Source organism: Methanocaldococcus indicus, assembly GCF_049554935.1.
Classification (GTDB): domain Archaea; phylum AGJL01; class Methanococci; order Methanococcales; family Methanocaldococcaceae; genus Methanocaldococcus; species Methanocaldococcus indicus.
Genome location: NZ_CP186926.1, coordinates 556,989 through 574,478 on the forward strand (window position 1 = coordinate 556,989; position 17,490 = coordinate 574,478).

24 protein-coding genes and 1 tRNA gene are annotated in these 17,490 nt (G+C 26.9%); 14 read left to right on the plus strand and 11 right to left on the minus strand.

All coding sequences use genetic code 11. The annotated features are described in order from the left end of the window. Positions 1–5: 5 nt before the first annotated feature. Positions 6–674 carry a sugar phosphate isomerase/epimerase family protein gene (locus tag ACPB8Q_RS03125; protein WP_423793399.1) on the minus strand — a complete coding sequence of 223 codons (669 nt, stop codon included), beginning with the start codon at positions 672–674 and terminating at the stop codon, positions 6–8. Between the two features lie 144 nt (positions 675–818). Between ACPB8Q_RS03125 and tpiA the strand changes: the two genes are divergently transcribed. Further along, a complete protein-coding gene (gene tpiA, locus ACPB8Q_RS03130) occupies positions 819–1,478 on the plus strand; it encodes a triose-phosphate isomerase (RefSeq protein WP_423793219.1) in 660 nt (219 codons plus the stop codon). Here the strand turns inward: tpiA and ahcY are convergent. The 6 genes from ahcY to ACPB8Q_RS03160 are packed head-to-tail and all read right to left on the minus strand — an operon-like array spanning position 1,475 to position 5,899. Then, a complete protein-coding gene (ahcY, locus tag ACPB8Q_RS03135) occupies positions 1,475–2,722 on the minus strand; it encodes an adenosylhomocysteinase (RefSeq protein ID WP_423793220.1) in 1,248 nt (415 codons plus the stop codon). The two genes, tpiA and ahcY, sit on opposite strands and share 4 nt — an antisense overlap. A 4-nt stretch (positions 2,723–2,726) precedes the next feature. Then, the gene (locus tag ACPB8Q_RS03140) at positions 2,727–3,125 is read right to left on the minus strand and encodes a 4Fe-4S binding protein (protein ID WP_423793221.1); all 399 of its coding nucleotides are present in this window, start codon (positions 3,123–3,125) and stop codon (positions 2,727–2,729) included. Positions 3,126–3,133: 8 nt separating this feature from the next. Beyond that, positions 3,134–3,628: a hypothetical protein gene (locus tag ACPB8Q_RS03145; protein ID WP_423793222.1), complete on the minus strand. Its 495-nt coding sequence runs from the start codon at positions 3,626–3,628 to the stop codon at positions 3,134–3,136. Further along, the gene (locus tag ACPB8Q_RS03150; RefSeq protein ID WP_423793223.1) at positions 3,615–4,208 is read right to left on the minus strand and encodes an anthranilate synthase component II; all 594 of its coding nucleotides are present in this window, start codon (positions 4,206–4,208) and stop codon (positions 3,615–3,617) included. The genes ACPB8Q_RS03145 and ACPB8Q_RS03150 overlap by 14 nt, the downstream gene beginning before the upstream one ends. 4 nt (positions 4,209–4,212) lie before the next feature. After that, on the minus strand, positions 4,213–5,334 hold the full coding sequence (locus ACPB8Q_RS03155) for a pyridoxal phosphate-dependent aminotransferase (protein ID WP_423793224.1): 1,122 nt from the start codon (positions 5,332–5,334) through the stop codon (positions 4,213–4,215). Between the two features lie 10 nt (positions 5,335–5,344). Then, positions 5,345–5,899, minus strand: coding sequence for a hypothetical protein (locus ACPB8Q_RS03160; protein WP_423793225.1), 555 nt, complete (start codon positions 5,897–5,899; stop codon positions 5,345–5,347). A 151-nt stretch (positions 5,900–6,050) separates the two neighbouring features. Here ACPB8Q_RS03160 and ACPB8Q_RS03165 point away from each other — a divergent pair. The 6 genes from ACPB8Q_RS03165 (at position 6,051) to ACPB8Q_RS03190 (ending at position 9,608) form a co-directional block, all read left to right on the plus strand. Beyond that, a tRNA-Trp gene (locus ACPB8Q_RS03165) sits at positions 6,051–6,167 on the plus strand. 53 nt (positions 6,168–6,220) lie between these two features. Then, complete coding sequence (locus ACPB8Q_RS03170; RefSeq protein ID WP_423793226.1) at positions 6,221–6,739, plus strand: SIS domain-containing protein; 519 nt, start codon at positions 6,221–6,223, stop codon at positions 6,737–6,739. A gap of 31 nt (positions 6,740–6,770) precedes the next feature. Then, positions 6,771–7,856 carry a 3-dehydroquinate synthase II gene (locus tag ACPB8Q_RS03175; protein ID WP_423793227.1) on the plus strand — a complete coding sequence of 362 codons (1,086 nt, stop codon included), beginning with the start codon at positions 6,771–6,773 and terminating at the stop codon, positions 7,854–7,856. A gap of 19 nt (positions 7,857–7,875) precedes the next feature. Beyond that, positions 7,876–8,247: a DUF22 domain-containing protein gene (locus tag ACPB8Q_RS03180; protein WP_423793228.1), complete on the plus strand. Its 372-nt coding sequence runs from the start codon at positions 7,876–7,878 to the stop codon at positions 8,245–8,247. Positions 8,248–8,306: 59 nt separating this feature from the next. Then, positions 8,307–9,353, plus strand: a complete 1,047-nt coding sequence (asd, locus tag ACPB8Q_RS03185; protein ID WP_423793229.1) for an aspartate-semialdehyde dehydrogenase family protein — start codon at positions 8,307–8,309, stop codon at positions 9,351–9,353. A gap of 6 nt (positions 9,354–9,359) precedes the next feature. After that, positions 9,360–9,608: a hypothetical protein gene (locus ACPB8Q_RS03190; RefSeq protein ID WP_423793230.1), complete on the plus strand. Its 249-nt coding sequence runs from the start codon at positions 9,360–9,362 to the stop codon at positions 9,606–9,608. 38 nt (positions 9,609–9,646) lie between these two features. Here the strand turns inward: ACPB8Q_RS03190 and ACPB8Q_RS03195 are convergent, their stop codons facing one another. The 4 genes from ACPB8Q_RS03195 to ACPB8Q_RS03210 are packed head-to-tail and all read right to left on the minus strand — an operon-like array spanning position 9,647 to position 12,327. Then, the gene (locus ACPB8Q_RS03195) at positions 9,647–10,702 is read right to left on the minus strand and encodes a bis-aminopropyl spermidine synthase family protein (RefSeq protein WP_423793231.1); all 1,056 of its coding nucleotides are present in this window, start codon (positions 10,700–10,702) and stop codon (positions 9,647–9,649) included. Beyond that, complete coding sequence (locus ACPB8Q_RS03200) at positions 10,702–11,169, minus strand: 6-carboxytetrahydropterin synthase (RefSeq protein ID WP_423793232.1); 468 nt, start codon at positions 11,167–11,169, stop codon at positions 10,702–10,704. Before ACPB8Q_RS03200 ends, ACPB8Q_RS03195 begins: the two co-directional genes overlap by 1 nt. Next, positions 11,169–11,660, minus strand: coding sequence for a homoaconitase small subunit (gene hacB / locus ACPB8Q_RS03205; protein WP_423793233.1), 492 nt, complete (start codon positions 11,658–11,660; stop codon positions 11,169–11,171). Before hacB ends, ACPB8Q_RS03200 begins: the two co-directional genes overlap by 1 nt. A gap of 4 nt (positions 11,661–11,664) precedes the next feature. Then, the gene (locus tag ACPB8Q_RS03210) at positions 11,665–12,327 is read right to left on the minus strand and encodes a HisA/HisF-related TIM barrel protein (protein WP_423793234.1); all 663 of its coding nucleotides are present in this window, start codon (positions 12,325–12,327) and stop codon (positions 11,665–11,667) included. 27 nt (positions 12,328–12,354) lie between these two features. Here ACPB8Q_RS03210 and ACPB8Q_RS03215 point away from each other — a divergent pair, with 27 nt between their 5' ends. Genes ACPB8Q_RS03215 through ACPB8Q_RS03245 form a run of 7 tightly spaced genes read left to right on the plus strand, consistent with a single transcriptional unit; the run spans position 12,355 to position 17,487 of the window. Next, the gene (locus ACPB8Q_RS03215) at positions 12,355–13,257 is read left to right on the plus strand and encodes a TIGR00269 family protein (protein WP_423793235.1); all 903 of its coding nucleotides are present in this window, start codon (positions 12,355–12,357) and stop codon (positions 13,255–13,257) included. Further along, complete coding sequence (locus tag ACPB8Q_RS03220) at positions 13,254–13,622, plus strand: cysteine-rich small domain-containing protein (protein ID WP_423793400.1); 369 nt, start codon at positions 13,254–13,256, stop codon at positions 13,620–13,622. The genes ACPB8Q_RS03215 and ACPB8Q_RS03220 overlap by 4 nt, the downstream gene beginning before the upstream one ends. Next, the gene (locus ACPB8Q_RS03225) at positions 13,619–14,614 is read left to right on the plus strand and encodes an A24 family peptidase C-terminal domain-containing protein (protein WP_423793236.1); all 996 of its coding nucleotides are present in this window, start codon (positions 13,619–13,621) and stop codon (positions 14,612–14,614) included. The genes ACPB8Q_RS03220 and ACPB8Q_RS03225 overlap by 4 nt, the downstream gene beginning before the upstream one ends. Continuing rightward, entirely contained in the window at positions 14,611–14,964 is a 354-nt protein-coding gene (locus ACPB8Q_RS03230) for a class III signal peptide-containing protein (protein WP_423793237.1), read from the plus strand. The genes ACPB8Q_RS03225 and ACPB8Q_RS03230 overlap by 4 nt, the downstream gene beginning before the upstream one ends. 10 nt (positions 14,965–14,974) lie before the next feature. Then, positions 14,975–16,141, plus strand: a complete 1,167-nt coding sequence (locus ACPB8Q_RS03235) for a DUF515 domain-containing protein (protein WP_423793238.1) — start codon at positions 14,975–14,977, stop codon at positions 16,139–16,141. Positions 16,142–16,143: 2 nt separating this feature from the next. Beyond that, positions 16,144–17,061, plus strand: coding sequence for a hypothetical protein (locus tag ACPB8Q_RS03240; RefSeq protein WP_423793239.1), 918 nt, complete (start codon positions 16,144–16,146; stop codon positions 17,059–17,061). 9 nt (positions 17,062–17,070) lie between these two features. Next, positions 17,071–17,487, plus strand: coding sequence for a class III signal peptide-containing protein (locus ACPB8Q_RS03245; protein WP_423793240.1), 417 nt, complete (start codon positions 17,071–17,073; stop codon positions 17,485–17,487). Positions 17,488–17,490 lie beyond the last annotated feature (3 nt).

A 17,490-nucleotide genomic window follows, 5' to 3' on the forward strand; every position in this document is an offset into this window, starting at 1 on the left:
GTTTATCAAATTTTTTCACCAATAAATTGTTTTATGTATCCTCTAATCATTTTTTCTGTATTTAATATTTCATCTATGTTCATAAGCTCTATTAAAAATATATTACACTTAATATCTAATAGAGCATCCAATATTTTTTTAAGATTATTGAGATTTTTAGGAGGTAGATGTTTTCCATCTTTTTCAATTTCATAAATATGTGTGTTATATACCCTATCAGAGCATATCTCCAAAAATTCTAATCTATCTTTATAGGGAATATGCCCAACATCATAAGTTATATAACAATCAACAATGTCAGCAATCTCTATTAAATTGTTTGGATTTGATGAAAATCCTACTCTTAAATTTTCAATACATAGCTTAATATTGTTTTTTTTGGCATACTCATTAATAATTTGTAAATTTTCTATTAAATTATCTATATTTATATTTTTAACTCTTCCATTATGCAAATGTATTGTTAAATAGTCAGAACCTCTAATATTCATAATTATATTTTTTAAGATACTGATACTTTCTTTCTTATCTATATTTAAAATTGGAGCATGATATCCAATAATATTGTTATCTTTTACTATCTTTTGAGAAAAATGTAAGCCCCAATCCATATATTTATTCCTTAAAAAAAATTCTTTTTTAGAACGCATGCAAGTTCCAATAATCATATTCATCAAAAATATTAATAAAAATTAAGAAATATAAGTATTGATATTAAAATTTTTAATAGCAAATTAAACAAGTAAAAAATTATTAATAATTCAAAAATTAAATAAGATTAAAGAAGATAAAGCAAAATTTAGCAGGAGGGAAAATTGATGATAATCATTATTAACTATAAGACATACATTGAAAGTGTTGGTAAAAGAGGATTGGAAATAGCTAAAATAGCTGAAAAGATATCAGAAGAATGTGGAATAACTATAGGAGTTGCTCCACAATTTGTAGATTTGAAGGAGATAGTTAAAGAGGTTAATATTCCTGTCTATGCTCAACATATTGATAATATAAATCCAGGAAGTCATACTGGACATATACTACCTGAAAGTATAAAAGAAGCTAATGCTACTGGAACTCTTTTAAATCACTCTGAAAAAAGATTATTATTAGCTGATATTGAAGCTTTAATAAATAAATGTAAAAATCTTGGTTTAGAGACTGTTGTATGCACAAACAATATAAACACTTCTAAGGCAGTTGCTACTCTCTCTCCTGATTATATAGCTGTTGAGCCACCTGAATTAATAGGAACAGGAATTCCTGTCTCAAAAGCAAATCCTGAAATTGTTAGAGGGACAGTAGAAGCTGTTAAGGAAATTAATAAAGATGTAAAAGTATTATGTGGTGCAGGAATCTCAAAAGGAGAAGATGTAAAAGCAGCTTTGGATTTAGGTGCTGAAGGAGTTTTATTAGCTTCTGGAGTAGTTAAAGCTAAAAATGTTGAAGAAGCTATAAGAGAATTAATAAAATATATTTAAGTTCCTTCTCTCCAATCCTCTAAGTATCTCTTTTGTTCTTCTGTTAGTTCATCTATCTCAATGCCCATAGATTTTAATTTAAGCTTGGCTATACCTTCATCAATTTCATAAGGAATTCTATAAACTCTATTCTCTAACTTATCCCTATTTTTTAATAAATATTCTGCTGCTAATGCTTGATTTGAGAAACTCATGTCCATAACTTCACAAGGATGTCCATCCGCACAAGCTAAATTAACTAATCTACCTTTTCCTAAAAGATAAATCTTCTTATCTCCTAAGTTATACTCCAATATATTTGCTCTAACTTCTTTTATTTCCTTTGCTAAACTTTCTAAATCTCTTTTATTTATTTCATTATCAAAATGTCCTGCATTTGCTAAGATAGCTCCATCTTTCATCTTTAAAATATGTTCTTTTCTAATAACATCTTTACATCCTGTTGTTGTAATAAATATATCTCCTTCCTCAGCTGCTTTATCCATTTTCATAACTCTAAATCCATCCATTCTTGCCTCTAATGCTCTAATAGGATTTACCTCAGTTACTATAACATCTGCCCCTAAACCTTTAGCTCTCATTGCTACTCCTCTACCACACCAACCATATCCAGCAACAACAACAGTTTTTCCAGCTATTAACAAGTTTGTTGTCCTTATAATTCCATCCATTGCACTCTGTCCAGTTCCATATCTATTATCAAATAAGTATTTTGTATATGCATCATTTACATCCATAACTGGAAATTTTAAAGCTCCCTCTCTTTCCATAGCTTTTAATCTAATAATTCCTGTTGTTGTCTCTTCACAAGCTCCAATAATCTTATCTAAAAGTTCAGTCCTTTTAGTATGAACTAAAAATATTAAATCACATCCATCATCTATAATAATATCTGGTTCATGGTCTAAAACTCTATTTAGATTTTCATAATACTCCTCTCTTGTCTCTCCTCTCCAAGCATATACATGCATTCCTTTCTTTGCACATGCAGCTGCAACATCATCCTGAGTAGATAGTGGATTACATCCTGTTATTGCAATCTTAGCCCCTCCAAGCATTAAAGTTTCTGCTAAAACAGCTGTCTTAGCTTCTAAATGTAAAGCCATTCCTATTGTTATTCCTTTAAATGGCTTCTCTTTTTCAAATCTTTCTCTTATTAAATTTAAAACAGGCATGTGTTGCCTTGCCCACTCTATCTTCCTCTCTCCTTCTTTCCATAAATTAATATCCTTAACTTTATACATATTTTTACCTATTCCATTTTTTTATATTTTTTATGATTTTGTTAATGTTCTTTTCTTTTTCTTTGTATATGTTATTTAAACTAACTATTGCATTTGTTGGACAAACATCTTCACATACTTTTTTGTCTAAACTTATACAGTTATCACATTTTATTGCTACTTTTTCTATTCTAATAGCTCCAAATGGACAAGCAAATGCACATAATCCACATCCTATACATCTATCTTCTAAAATTAAAACTGTTTCATCTTTTTTTACAATTGCATTTATAGGACAAGCTTTTAAACATGGTGGATTTTTACAATGAAAACATTTTATTGGATAAGAATAAAAGTATATTGCATTTTTTGGACAAGATTGCTCACAAACTCTACATCTTACACATCTACTATAATCTATCATAGCTATCATCATTCTGAATTGATAAACTCTCTTAACTTATAAACAAGTCTTTTAAAATCTTCAAAATTATTTACTCTTAACTCTCTATTTATAGGAAACTTTAAAATTATATCATCAAAAATATTAGTATTTTTTGGATATCTAATCATATAGTAGTATCTTGCTATACAGTTTATTCTATAATTTATAATTTCACTTAAATAGTTTAAGCAAGTATTATCATTAACTAAACTCATGAAATTGCTCTTATCATCCTTTAAAAAAGCTATTCCCACCAATACTTTAATTATATCAAAACTAATTAACTCATTACTTTCTTTCTGTTTTTTACTAATTTCATATAAGTAGATAGCTAACTCTCTAATATTTTCCCAAGGTAAATTTAAATCAACTTCATCAATGTTAATATTCTCTTCTTTAACCTTCCATAATGGAAGTTTTCTGTCCTTATATTTTACTTCATACTCTAAACATAAGTTAAATAAAATATCATAAACATCCATAATCTTCACTTAAAAAATTACTAATCATCTTTAATCCAAATTTTGGAAAGTCCATATTTTTAGATTTTGTTAAAATACTCTCTGGATGATATTGAACTCCCTCTATTGGAAGTTTTTTATGCCTAACACCCATAATATAGTTATCATCCAAACTTTTAGCAGTTATTTTTAACTCTTTTGGAACTTCCTTAGCTATTAAAGAATGATATCTTCCCCCAAAAAATGGATTATCTAAATCTTTATATATCCCCTTTCCATCATGCTCTATTAAAGAAGATTTACCATGCATTACTCTATCAGCTCTTCCAACAACTCCTCCAAAAGCTTCAACAATACATTGATGCCCTAAACATACTCCTAATATGGGTATATCTATTTCCTGTATAATTCTTATACAATTTCCAGCCTCTTTTGGAGTTTTTGGTCCAGGGCTAATAATTATCCTATCAGGATTTATCTTTTTTATCTCTGAGAGAGTTATCTTATTATCAACTAACTTAACCTTATGTCCTAATGTCCCAACATATTGAACTAAATTCCACACAAATGAATCAATATTATCAATAATTAATACTTTCATAATTTCACATAAATAAATCTTTTATTATTTCCATAGCTTTTTCAATATCTTCATACTTTGTAGCATAACTAAACCTTATATATTTATCATCTCCAAAAGCTCTTCCTGGGACACATAATACACCATTTTGAATAATTTTTTTAGCTACTTCTTTTCCCTCACCATATTCAGAAACATCTGGGAAGATATAGAAAGTTCCTTCTGGCTTATAAACTTTAAATATTTCTTTTAAATTTTTATATATTAGGTTTCTTCTTCTCTCAAATTCCTTAACCATATCTTTAACACATTCTTGACTACATCTTAAAGCAGCTAATGCACCATACTGGGCAAAAGTAGTACAACAAGCAAAACCATACTGATGGATTTTTAGCATATTCTCAATTAAATTAAGCTCTTTATTGAGATTATCACTAACTGCTAAGTATCCTATTCTCCAACCAGTCATGGCATAAGTTTTTGAGAAACTATTTATTAAAATAGCTCTATCAGTAAATTGTAAAGGTGAATAGTGTTTTTTTTCATAAACTATTTTATCATAAACTTCATCAGATAAAATAATTAAATTATAATCCTCAGCTAAGTCACATAATGCCTTTATATCTTTCTTATCATAAACTTTACCAGTAGGATTTGTTGGAGAATTAAAAATAATTAATTTAGTTTTTTTGTCTATTTTTTCTTTTATATCTTCTATATCAAAATTAAAGTTGTTATCTAAACCTATCTTTATAGGAATTCCCTCAGCTAATTTAATAAGTGAGAGATAAGAGACAAAATAAGGATTGAAGATGATAGCTTTCTCTCCTCTATCTAATAATGATAATATAGATAAAAGTAAAGATTCAGAAGCTCCACAAGTAACTATAATATTTTCTCTATCAATATCTAAGTTATAATCTAACTTCAATTTTTTGCTAATCTCTTCTCTCAATTCTAAAATTCCTTTATTATGTGAATAATGTGTTTCTCCCCTATCTAAAGCTTTTTTTGCTTCCTCTACAATATGTTTAGGTGTAGAAAAATCAGGCTCACCAATTCCCAAATTTATACTATCTGATTTAGCCAAATTAAAAATTTCCCTTATCTCAGATGGTTCTATATTTTTTACCCTGTTAGCTATCAATATATACCACCTAAAAGATTAATCTCAATGAGATTATTAAATTTATAAACAGCAGAGTTAATGTAATATAGAGGACTAACTTTATATTTTTAAGATTCTGTTTAATTTCAATTTGAGACTTAATAATATTTTTTATTTCATCAGATAATTTTTTAATATTTTCTTCATGTTCTTTTAATTTTTGCTCTATTTGTGCCTGTTGTGCATTTATTGCATTTGAAGATTCTTTAAATGAACTTTTAATATTGTCTAGTTCATCCTTTAACTTTAAAAGGGATTTATAAACATCTTCAAATGATTCATTTATGTTTTTAGATACTTTTAAGTAATCTTCAAGTTTTCTTTGTAGTTCAGCAAGTTCTTTTAATGATTTTGAAATATTTTCATTAGTAATATTAAGTCCATAATGAGTTTCTGCAATGTAGCTATTTATCTCAGATATTAATGTGTTTATTTTATCTAAAATTTCCTCTACAACCAAATCAAAATCTCTAATATTTTTATAATTTTTATCAAGTTCTAAAATTATCTGTTCAATCCAATTGTAATTGTCATTTTTTTTCATCATAACCACTGGTTTTTATATTATTCAATAAACTAAAACTAATGGATAATATTTAAAAGCATATTTTATTTTTACTGATAATTTATAAATTCAAATTAGTTTAGAGGTAAAATATATATATTACTACTGTAAATTTTAATTTTTGTCTTTTGGGGGTGTGGTGTAGCCTGGCCTATCATCGGGGACTCCAGTTACCTACAGGGTGCTGGACCACCCCGTTGGTAGGAGAAATCCCCGGACCTGGGTTCAAATCCCAGCACCCCCACCAATTATTTATTTTTATACTACCATATATTAATCTATTTGCATAAATTATAATTGGTGTTTATTTTGGAACTGGACATAATATTAAAAAATATCAAAAATCTTAAAAAAATTTTAGATTCTAAAGAAACAGATATCTTTATTAACAAAATATTATCTTCTAAAAGAATATTTATTTTTGGTATAGGTAGAAGTGGATACGTTGGAAGATGCTTTTTTATGAGATTAATGCATCTCAATTTTAATGTTTATTTTGTTTCTGAAGCTCCTGCTTTTAAAGAAGATGATTTATTGATAGTTATATCAAACACTGGAAAATGTGTAACAATAAAGACAATAATTGAAAAAGCTAAAAAAATTAGTAATAATATTGTTGTAATTACCTCCAAAAATAGTAAAATTAAAGATATATCCTTTTCTATTGTGTTAGATGTTGATAAAAATAATTATCTTCCAATGGGTACAACTTTTGAACATACAGCTTTAATATACTTAGATTTGGTTATAGCTAAAATAATGAAAGTATTAAATAAGAGTGAGGAAGATATTATAAAAGAGCATAACAATCTACTATAAATGTAAGTTAATAAGTTTTTTGGTGTTAATTATGAAATTTGGTTGGGTTTTAGTTGATGGTAAAAATTGGGAAGATAGGAAAGAGATTGTAAAGATGGCATTAGAAAGTTCAATTCCTGTTGTTGTTTGTAAGCCAGAAGATATAGAAAAAATAAAAGAACTTGGTAATATAAAAGTAGCTTCTCACAGTTTAGATGCTGATATTGTCTTAATTAATAAAAATGATAATATAGAATTTTTGAAAGAAGCAAAAGAGAAAGGTAAGGAGACAGCAGTATATATTCCAATTGAAGGGAAAGAAGATGAAGAACTTGCATCAGAAATTGCAAGATTTGGTTTTGTTGATTACATAATTATAGAGGGTAAGGATTGGACAATAATTCCATTAGAGAACTTAATAGCTGATTTGTTCCATAGAGATGTTAAAATTGTTGCAAGTGTAAATAATATTGATGAAGCAAAAACAGCTTATGAAATCTTGGAGAAAGGAGTTGATGGAACTCTACTTTACCCTAAAAAATTGGAAGATATTAAAGAATTATCAAAACTAATTGATGACTTAAATAAAGAAAAAGTTCCATTAGATACAGCTACTATAACAAAAGTTGAACCAATAGGTAGTGGAGATAGAGTTTGTATTGACACCTGCTCATTAATGAAGATTGGAGAAGGTATGTTAATAGGTTCTTATTCAAGAGCTTTATTCTTAGTGCATTCAGAAACTGTTGAAAATCCTTATGTTGAGACAAGACCATTTAGAGTAAATGCTGGACCAGTTCATGCTTATATCTTAACTCCTGGAAATAAAACAAAGTATTTAAGTGAATTAAAAGCAGGAGATAAGGTTTTAATTGTAGATAAAGATGGAAATGCAAGAGAGGCAATAGTTGGAAGAGTAAAAATAGAAAGAAGACCTTTAATTTTAATTGAAGCAGATTATAAAGGAGATAAAATAAGAACTATTTTACAAAATGCTGAAACAATTAGATTAGTTAATGAAAAAGGAGAGCCAGTTTCAGTTGTAGATTTAAAACCAGGAGATAAAGTTTTAGTAAAAATAGATGAAAATGCCAGACATTTTGGGATGGCTATCAAAGAGACAATTATAGAAAAATAAATAAAAAAGGGGATATTAAATGTTCAGAGTTTTTGGTAGATTAAAAGAGATTAAAGTTAAAAAGGAAGATATAAAAAAACATTTAAAGATAACAGGAGATGTTATAGTTGAGCCTATAATTGCAGATGAATCCAAGGAGATTAAAAAAGGAGACATTATCCCAATAAAAATTAGAAAAATTAAGATACCTCCAAAATCTGTCATTATATTATGTCCTTATGCACTTAATAGACATGGACATGTCTTAGCTGTTGGTGAAGAGATTCCTCTACCTATAGATGTTGAAAGATGTGTTGATTTGGCTACATTTGTATGTGTATTAGATGGAGAGATAAAAGAAGGTGATGTATTAGGAACTCTTTTAATATCCTCTGGAGATATTAAGGAGTAGCTTTTAATATAATAATTCAATACAATTTTTAAGTTATAAGAAGATGTAGGGAGATAGCAATGAAGATAAAAGTTGGAGTTTTAGGAGCTACTGGTAGTGTTGGGCAGAGATTTGTTCAGTTGTTGGCTGAGCATCCAATATTTGAGTTAGAAGTTTTAGCAGCATCTGAGAGAAGTGCTGGAAAGAAGTATAAAGATGCATGTTATTGGACACAAGATACAGATATTCCTGAAAAAATAAAAGATATGGTAGTTGTTCCAACAGATGCAAAGCATGAAGCTTTTAAAGATGTAGATATTGTTTTTTCAGCTTTACCATCTGATTTAGCAAAGATTTATGAGAAAGAATTTGCAAAAGAAGGAAAAATAGTATTTTCTAATGCATCAGCTCATAGAATGGAGGAAGATGTTCCTTTAGTTGTTCCAGAAGTTAATGCAAATCATATGGAAATAATTGATATACAAAGAGAAAAAAGAGGATGGGATGGAGCAATAATAACCAATCCTAACTGTTCAACTATTTGCTGTGTAATAACTCTAAAACCAATTATGGACAAGTTTGGATTGGATTCAGTTATTGTAACAACTTTACAAGCTGTTTCAGGAGCTGGATGGAATGGAGTTCCTTCAATGGCTATCTTAGATAACCTAATTCCATATATAAAAAATGAAGAAGAAAAGATGCAAACAGAAAGTTTAAAAATCTTAGGAGATTTAGAGGATAACAAATTTAAATTTGCAGATTTCAAATTATCAGCTTCATGTAATAGAGTAGCTGTTATAGATGGACATACTGAATGTATATTTGTTAAAACTAAGGAGAAAGTTGAGCCAGATGAGATAAAAGAAGTTATGGATAAATTTGACCCACTAAAAGACCTAAATCTCCCAACCTATGCAAAGCCAATAGTAATAAGAGAAGAAGTAGATAGACCACAACCAAGATTAGATAGAAATACTGGAAAAGGAATGAGTATAGTTGTTGGTAGAATTAGAAAAGATAATATCTTTGATGTTAAATATGTTGCATTGGAGCATAATACAATAAGAGGAGCAGCAGGAGCAAGTGTGTTAAATGCAGAATACTTCATAAAAAAATACTGGTGATATTAAATGCCATCAGAAAAATTAACTGAATTATTAAATGAATTAGAAACTTTAATGAACAAAGAAAAAAAGTATATAGAGTTAATCACTACTGTTGAATATCTTTTAAATTTAATTGAGCCATCTAAAAGAGATAAATTTAGAGAAGCTTTAAATGATGCTGAAACAATAGAGGATGTTTATGAATTAATAAAAGCTATAAAATTACAATTAGGAATACAAGGAGCAAAGAAATATATTTTAACAATTGAATAAATGAATACTTTTTTTAATAAATTAAAAATAAAAAAATTTTATGTGGTAGAGCTTTCAGAGTCATTATATAACTCATCTCCTATATTAACCTCTTCTTCAAATCCTTTACTATCTTTTAATGTCTCTATCCTAAACATATATGACTTATACCAAATCTTTTCAGGTTTCTTTTTTACAGGAGATAGTTTCCAAGCTCTTGTTTCTTCTTCATAACCCCAATTAATGTAATGGTTAAAATCTTTTATTAAATCTGTTATAACTACATTAAACTCATTTAATAATATTTTTTGAATTTCTCTCCATTTGTCTAATGAACTCTCTCTTCTTGTAATTCCAAAATAACCAGCACATCTCTCTCCTTTTAAGGAAGATATTCCTCTACCAATAAATGTTCTTATAGCATAGACAGTTTCTGGAGGGTCAGTTATAAAAGTATCAAATTTTTTAGCATAACTTTCTGGAAGAGGTTTTCTTAAATCTAAGGTTATAACTTCTATATTTTTATAGTTCAATTTTTCAGCAGTCTCTTTTATAAAGTTCATTAACCTTTCATCAATATCAACAGCTACAATTCTTTTTGGTAAGTTTGTGAGCATTAAGGCAATTGATGTTAAGTCATCATCTCCTAAAACTAAAACCTCTTTATTAAATAAATCTCCTCTTGAATGCATTAAAGCAACTCTTGCAATTGTACATTCAGGAGTAACAAAACCTTGGTCATATTCATGTTTTGGTAGAGGTCTATCTTTTGTTATTTCTTTAAATTTCTCTAAAATATCTGAAAATTGCTTTATACTAACTCCTCTACCTTCACAACAACCACAAACTAACTCCTCTCTCTTGCTTATTCCATATTTTTTAGTAAGTTCTAAACCTTTCTCTGTTAATTTTATTGTGTTATTTTCTATTTTAACTAAACCTTCTTCCTCTAAAACTTTTATTATCTCAGCAACCAATGGTAATGGCTCTTCACTCAAAGCTACTATATTCCAAAAGTCTCCATTTGCTAAAATAGCTGATAAAACATTTTCAATACTTCTCTTATATACTGGAATATCTATCCTTTTTTTTACTTTTTCTAATATATTTTCCATTATCTCACCAATCTATAAACTGCTTTTTGTCCTAAACCTTCATAAATAGATGTTTCAATCCACTTAATATTATCTAAATTTAGCTCTTTGTTTATTTTATTTGCAATATAGATAGCTAAATCTTCTGCTGATGTTGATGGTATAGGAAGAAGTATAACATCTTCAACAGGAATTAAATACTCTTTCTCTTTATATTTAAAATATATGCTCTTATCTCTCAGTTCATAAATCAGGTGTTTATGATACTTAGGAAGTAGAAGTTTGTGGTCTAACTCCTTACAGATATTTTTAGCTATTTTTTTAACAATTTTAAAGTCACATAAAAACTCATCTTTTTTTTCTCCAAATAGTTTAACATCTAAATAGTATGTGTGCCCATGAATTCCTCCACAGGTTTTATGTCCAAATACAATATGTGAAGAAGAAAATTTTAAATTTGAATATAGCCCATTAATTTCTATAATCATTATGTTTTCACCTTTTTTTCTTTGAAATAGTAAATTAGCCCACCAGCATTAAGAATCTCTCTTTCAATGCCCTTAGGAGCTGAGCATTTAATGGTTTTATTTTTATTTAAAATCTTTATTTCCTCTTTATCTAAATCTATCTCAATAATATCTCCTTCCCCTATCTCATCAGTATTTGCCAATATTGGAATTAATCCGTTATTTATTGCGTTTCTATAAAAGATTCTTGCAAAACTTTTAGCTACAACCGCTTGAATTCCTAAGTATTTTATAGACAGAACAGCTTGCTCTCTTGAAGAACCACATCCAAAATTTTCTCCTGCAACTATTATATCTCCTTCTTTAACTTTCTTTGAAAAATCTTTGTCTATTCCATACATACAATACTTAGCCAACTCATAAGGATTTGTTGTCCTCAAATAAGCTCCTGGAATTATTATATCTGTATCTATGTCATCCCCAAATTTCCAAACTCTTCCTTTTATTTTCACAATTTCACCTAAATCTTTCAATAATTTCTTTTAATCTTAGAGTTCCATTATGGATAGCTGTTCCTATTAAAACTCCATCTATTCCTAAATTGTAGCATTTTTCTAAATCTTCTAAATCTTTAATACCTCCTCCAACATAAATAGGATTGTTGGTTTTGTCTAAAACCTCTTTTATAAGAGGAAGGTTTAACCCTCTCTTAGTTCCAACTGCTGAAATATCTAAAATAATTAAAGGAACATTTTTATTTACAATACTTAATATAAAATCTAAATCATAGTTTAATAATTTACCATTTTTAAAATCTAAGCTCACTATAATATCTTTCTCTTTAAGAAGAGTTAAATCTCTTAAAGTTTCTAATCCCAATATTGGAGTAAATAAATCTTTGACTTTTTCATAATCTTCTCTCTTTCTTATACCACAATCGACAATCTTATTTATATCTAAATTAACAATAATATCAAGATTATTCCCTTTTCTTTCTATAGCATCTAAGTCTGCTATATACACAGTATTGGCTAATTCTTCTTTATATTTATCTACAATCTCTATAGGATTTGAAGAATTAACAAGAACTGACTTTAATGGTTTATAGTTCTCTCTATCCCCAGATTTCCCTGAAACAGCAATTCCATTTTTTATATCTAAGACAGGAATTATTTCCATAAAATCCCTCTAATTTGTTGTGATACAATGAAATGCTCCTGTGGAAATGAAGCTATATATTATCAAAAATATTCAAACAAATATTTATGTAAAGAGTGCTTTATTAAAGATGTTGAAAGAAGAGTAAAAAAAACATTAGGAAAAGATATCTTAAGAAGAAATGTAAAGATAGCTATTGGTATTAGTGGTGGAAAAGATAGCTTAGTAATGGCACATATATTAAAAAAATTATTTAAAAATATTCCTAATGTTGAACTAACAGCTGTATTTATTGATGAGGGTATAAAAAATTTTAGAGATAAAGCAAAAGAGATAATTGTTGATTTTTGTAAAAAAAATAGTTTAGATTTAAAAATTGTCAAGTTTAAAGATGAGATTAAATTCTCATTAGATGAAATTGTTAAAAACAACTATTTAGAAAAATTAAATATTGGGAAACCATGCTCATTCTGTGGAGTTGTTAGAAGATACCTATTAAATAAACATGCAAAAGGTTATGACTTTTTAGCTATTGGACATAATTTAGATGATTTTGCTCAAACTATTTTAATGAACTATATTGAAGGAAATATAAAAAATCTTATTCAATTTGGAAAATCCACAGAAGGATTTGTTAAAAGAATTAAACCACTAAAATTAATCCCTGAGGAAGAAGTTAAGTTATATGCAAACTTGTTAAATATAAGATATCAAAGTACTCCATGTCCTTATTCATCATTATCATATAGACATAGAATTAAAGACATACTAAATAACTTAGAAAGTTTTAAACCAGGTGTTAGATACAGTATATTAAGAGGATATGAAAAATTAATAAGCTTAGTTGATTACAAAGAAAAAGTAAATAGATGTAAAATTTGTGGTTATCCTTGTAGCGGAGAAGTATGTAAGGTTTGTGAATGGTTAAAAAAATTGAATGTGATAGAATGATTGAATTAGCTAAAAATCATTTTAAAAAAGTTATATTGTTAAATATAAATAGAAAATGTCAATACTACCCATGTCATTTTGATGGACAAACTTGCTTATGGTGCTTTTGCCCATTTTATCCATGTGAAGATGAAGATTTAGGGGAGTATATTGAAAGAAAAGATGGAACTAAAATATGGAGTTGTATGAATTGTTTATGGATACATAGAGTAGATGTATCAACAGAAATCCTAAAAGAAATTTTATACCTAATTAAAGATAAAGATTTAGATACTGCAATAAATATTTTTGAAGATAGAGAGCTGTTGTTAAAAATAAAAGAAAAAGTTAAAGAGAAGTATCCTAACAATGTGGTGGAAGGTTGAATTTATTAGATGTTGCATATATAATAAATCTTATTATATTAATTTTAGCTTCAATTGAAGATATTAAATATAAAATAATCCCTCATAAGTATGTCATTTTAATGTTTTTAATAAATCTTTCAATTGGATATTTTTATTTTGGAGTTGATGCTATTATTGCTCTATTTTCAACATTTATTTTATGTTTAATTTTAAGTATTGGTATGGGAGGAGGGGATGTAAAGGTTTTTACTGCTTTATCTCCTATATTTGCTTATGATTTTATCTATTATATCCCAAAACCTATTTTAATCATAATCTCTCTAAGTATGATTTTGGTAGCCATCTTTCCTCTCTATAAAATCTTTATAAAAAATTATAAGGATATTTTACTCTCATCTGGATATTTAGCAACAGTTATGGGAGTATTAACATATTTAGTTAATTCTTACAATATAAAGTTTGGAAGTTTAATAATTTGGGGTTATATAATTCTTTCAATATTTATCTCAAGAAAATACAAAAAATATAAGGAAATTATGAAAAAATTAGGGTTTATTTTTCCTATTTATTTAATAATTATTTTTTTATTAAATCATGAGTATGCCAAACTTTCAATAATCTATTTTTTAGAATTAATAATGATATCAGTTGTTATATATGCACTAACTGGTGAAGAAATATCTGAAAAGAAAAAGATTGATGAGTTGGAGGAAGGGGATATTTTAAAAGATGTTATTATATATAATGATGACAAAGTTGAAATAAAAAATCTTAATATATTTGGTAGAATAAAGTTTTTAATTGATAATGAACTAAAAAAGATAAATAAAGAGGATATTAATTATATTTTATGTGATGGAGAAGGTTTAAGTAAAGAAAATATTAAGAAAATCAAAGATTTATATAAAAAAGGGAAAATTCCTGAAACTCTTAATGTAATTAAAGTTTATCCTTTCTTACCATTTGTCACTGTAAGTTATGCTTTATATTTATTGTATGTGAAACTATGAGAGGACAGCTATCCTTAGAGTTTGCTATTATATTTTTAGGAATTTTAGTTTTATCTATTGTAACAATATACAACTTTTTAAATATCACTTTATTTCCAAATGATTCTTTATCTACAATAGATATTGAAAAAATTTCATCAACTGCAAGAACAGCCATAAACTTGGTAAATTCTGGATATAGAGGTTTTAATGAAACTGTTTATTATGTTGGAATAACTTATGAAGGATACAATGTTACTGTTTATATAACTCCAAATGTTTCAGAAGATGTTAAAAATTTTATTGTATCATATATTAAGAATAACTCTAATATTAATAAAAATTATTCATTGATTATAGCTGCATATTGAGGAGGTATTTATGGTTGATATTTCAAAGATTAAATCTCTAAAAGAAAAAAGTAAAGGAAGAAGACCAAAAAGTAATATTAAACTGTTAATATTTGTTCTTGTTGTTATTATTGTTGCTGGTGTTTTGGCCATAATTGTTCCTGACATAATTAAAACTATCCAGTTGGAGAAAGAAACTAAATTAAAGTTAGAAATTGAAACTTTAAATAAAGCTAAAGAATCTGCTAAACAAACTATAAATAATCTTTTTAAAAATTTCCCAAATGACCCAATGAAAAATGTATTTTTAAGTAAAATAGACAGTGCTAAATCTGTTGATGAAATTAATAAAATTATTGATGAAGCTAAAAAATATGTTGAGCTTAAACAACTAAAAGAAAAGTTAATTAATAATATAAAAAATATTTATGGTAAGTATTACCAAATTAGTCCATTAGCTCAAGAAGTAATAATAAAAATACAAAATGCTCAAACATCTGAAGAAGCAAGTAAGATATTTGAAAGATATATAAATGAGATGTATAATGATGCAAAAACATATTATATAAATGATTTAAAAAATCAAGTTTCTGGAGCTAAGTATGTAAGAGTTGATATTAATGGTATTAAAGAGTTATATACCTATAATGAATTTATTAGTGTGCTAAATACTTATGGTTTAGAGACATTAAAGTCAATAAAAGTATATAAAGTAACATTGGTTGAAATTCCTTTATTAATTAAAGCAGACAAATGTGGTTTATTGCCAAAAGATGGAGAAAAAATAATTATTGTAGATAAAAACAATAAAAACACTACAATTTATGGATTTGTTAAAGAAGCTTTTGTAGTAACTCCTAAATCAATATCATACAGTGAATCAAAATCAGTATCTTCAGAGGTTAATTATGATGGAACTACATTAAACTCACAAAGTAAAAATGAGCAAATATCTTATTCATTGAATAATTTAGATAATATCTTACAAGCAGCAATAATTGGGAAAGTTAATTACAATTTAGTAATATCAAAATTAAGAGATTATGGATATAGATTAAATAGGATTTCAGAAAGCACACAACTATTTAACAAAGATACTGAGTATTTATTGATAGTTTCAGTACCTAATGATGAAATAAACAATATTCTAAAAATACCATCAGATAATTTATACATAATAAAACCTGAAAGTGAGTAGCTATGAAAAAATTAATGATATTACTTATCTTTTTTTCTTTAACTTTTGTTAATTCAGAAGATTTTGGTTATTTGGATATTGATTATACAATATCAGGAGATATAACTAATTTAAATCCCTATCCTGTCTTTATAGCTATACCAATTATAGAGAACAATGAAAGTATGGACTATAGTTATGTGAAATCTTTGCCAATTCCAAATGTTGATGTTGTTGAAATTAATGTTGAGTATCCAAATACAACAATAATATATATATACAAACCAGATAAAATAGTTAAATTTAATGGAAAATATGGTTTTTGGCTGCCACCATATACAACAGCTAAGCTAATATTCAGAACAAACTATACTTTAAATCTAAATTTTAACTATAACAATGAAAATACTTTTAGAGTATTAGGTCCAGCAGTTTTGGACAAATATGAAGTCATTGATTTGAACAAATTATTTTCAAATAAAAATATTGACAATATAAAGTTAGATAACTTTAAATTAACAGTTTTTTGTACTTTGAGATTTAATGAAAATACTGTTTCTTATAAGTTGTTTAATGTTTATGACAATAATTCAATTAATATAGAAGGTGTTAGCTTAATTATTCCAGCTCCAATAATTTTAAATGACTACTCTGAGATATATACATCCACTCCATCAAACACACCAGATATATGGATAAATTATTATGATTGGTATAATAGATTTATAGAATCAAAATATAACAATATATATAATATATATAATGAAAATAATGATGATTGGTTAGACAGTGGAAGCTTATTGTTAGATGATGAAGCTAATGAAGATATAAATTTATACTACCCAGCAGTTGCCTTTACTACTACAACACTAAAACCAATTGATTTTTACTATACTGTCTATTGGAAAGCACCAAAACCTAAATTTCCAAATATTATTTAAGTGATAATTATGAGAGCACAACTTTCCTTAGAACTTTCTATACTTATATTAGCTTTTTTAGTAATTATATTACTAACTTCTGGATATATAGGGATTTATGGATTAAATAAGGTTTCTAAGATATCAGTTATGGGTATGTCCAATGCAGCACTATCTAAGATAAAGAATGGAGTTGAGTTAGTTTCATCAGCAGATGTTAATACAACTATATCAATAAAAGTAAGATGTCCTCCTGGATATATTGAAAGTAAAGGAAAAGAGCTATTATATTTTAGAAATGATACTTTAAAATATACTATCTCAACAAATTGCTCTGTTAATGTTGAACTATCAGAAAATCCTTATGTTGTTAATGAACCAAGAATATTAAACTTTGTTATCACAAAAATAAATGATACAACTGTAAAAATAGATATAACAAGTTAGGTA

Excerpts from the sequence above, each read along its gene's own strand:
- ACPB8Q_RS03140 (WP_423793221.1), bottom strand. The coding sequence starts at position 3,125 with ATGATAGATTATAGTAGATGTGTAAGATGTAGAGTTTGTGAGCAATCT.
- ACPB8Q_RS03190 (WP_423793230.1), top strand. The coding sequence starts at position 9,360 with ATGCCATCAGAAAAATTAACTGAATTATTAAATGAATTAGAAACTTTA.
- ACPB8Q_RS03160 (WP_423793225.1), bottom strand. The coding sequence starts at position 5,899 with ATGAAAAAAAATGACAATTACAATTGGATTGAACAGATAATTTTAGAA.
- ACPB8Q_RS03175 (WP_423793227.1), top strand. The coding sequence starts at position 6,771 with ATGAAATTTGGTTGGGTTTTAGTTGATGGTAAAAATTGGGAAGATAGG.
- ACPB8Q_RS03240 (WP_423793239.1), top strand. The coding sequence starts at position 16,144 with ATGAAAAAATTAATGATATTACTTATCTTTTTTTCTTTAACTTTTGTT.
- ACPB8Q_RS03150 (WP_423793223.1), bottom strand. The coding sequence starts at position 4,208 with ATGAAAGTATTAATTATTGATAATATTGATTCATTTGTGTGGAATTTA.
- ACPB8Q_RS03235 (WP_423793238.1), top strand. The coding sequence starts at position 14,975 with ATGGTTGATATTTCAAAGATTAAATCTCTAAAAGAAAAAAGTAAAGGA.
- ACPB8Q_RS03220 (WP_423793400.1), top strand. The coding sequence starts at position 13,254 with ATGATTGAATTAGCTAAAAATCATTTTAAAAAAGTTATATTGTTAAAT.
- ACPB8Q_RS03210 (WP_423793234.1), bottom strand. The coding sequence starts at position 12,327 with ATGGAAATAATTCCTGTCTTAGATATAAAAAATGGAATTGCTGTTTCA.
- ACPB8Q_RS03195 (WP_423793231.1), bottom strand. The coding sequence starts at position 10,702 with ATGGAAAATATATTAGAAAAAGTAAAAAAAAGGATAGATATTCCAGTA.
- asd (WP_423793229.1), top strand. The coding sequence starts at position 8,307 with ATGAAGATAAAAGTTGGAGTTTTAGGAGCTACTGGTAGTGTTGGGCAG.
- tpiA (WP_423793219.1), top strand. The coding sequence starts at position 819 with ATGATAATCATTATTAACTATAAGACATACATTGAAAGTGTTGGTAAA.
- ACPB8Q_RS03215 (WP_423793235.1), top strand. The coding sequence starts at position 12,355 with ATGAAATGCTCCTGTGGAAATGAAGCTATATATTATCAAAAATATTCA.
- ACPB8Q_RS03180 (WP_423793228.1), top strand. The coding sequence starts at position 7,876 with ATGTTCAGAGTTTTTGGTAGATTAAAAGAGATTAAAGTTAAAAAGGAA.
- ACPB8Q_RS03200 (WP_423793232.1), bottom strand. The coding sequence starts at position 11,169 with ATGATTATAGAAATTAATGGGCTATATTCAAATTTAAAATTTTCTTCT.
- ACPB8Q_RS03245 (WP_423793240.1), top strand. The coding sequence starts at position 17,071 with ATGAGAGCACAACTTTCCTTAGAACTTTCTATACTTATATTAGCTTTT.
- ahcY (WP_423793220.1), bottom strand. The coding sequence starts at position 2,722 with ATGTATAAAGTTAAGGATATTAATTTATGGAAAGAAGGAGAGAGGAAG.
- ACPB8Q_RS03145 (WP_423793222.1), bottom strand. The coding sequence starts at position 3,628 with ATGGATGTTTATGATATTTTATTTAACTTATGTTTAGAGTATGAAGTA.
- ACPB8Q_RS03230 (WP_423793237.1), top strand. The coding sequence starts at position 14,611 with ATGAGAGGACAGCTATCCTTAGAGTTTGCTATTATATTTTTAGGAATT.
- ACPB8Q_RS03125 (WP_423793399.1), bottom strand. The coding sequence starts at position 674 with ATGAATATGATTATTGGAACTTGCATGCGTTCTAAAAAAGAATTTTTT.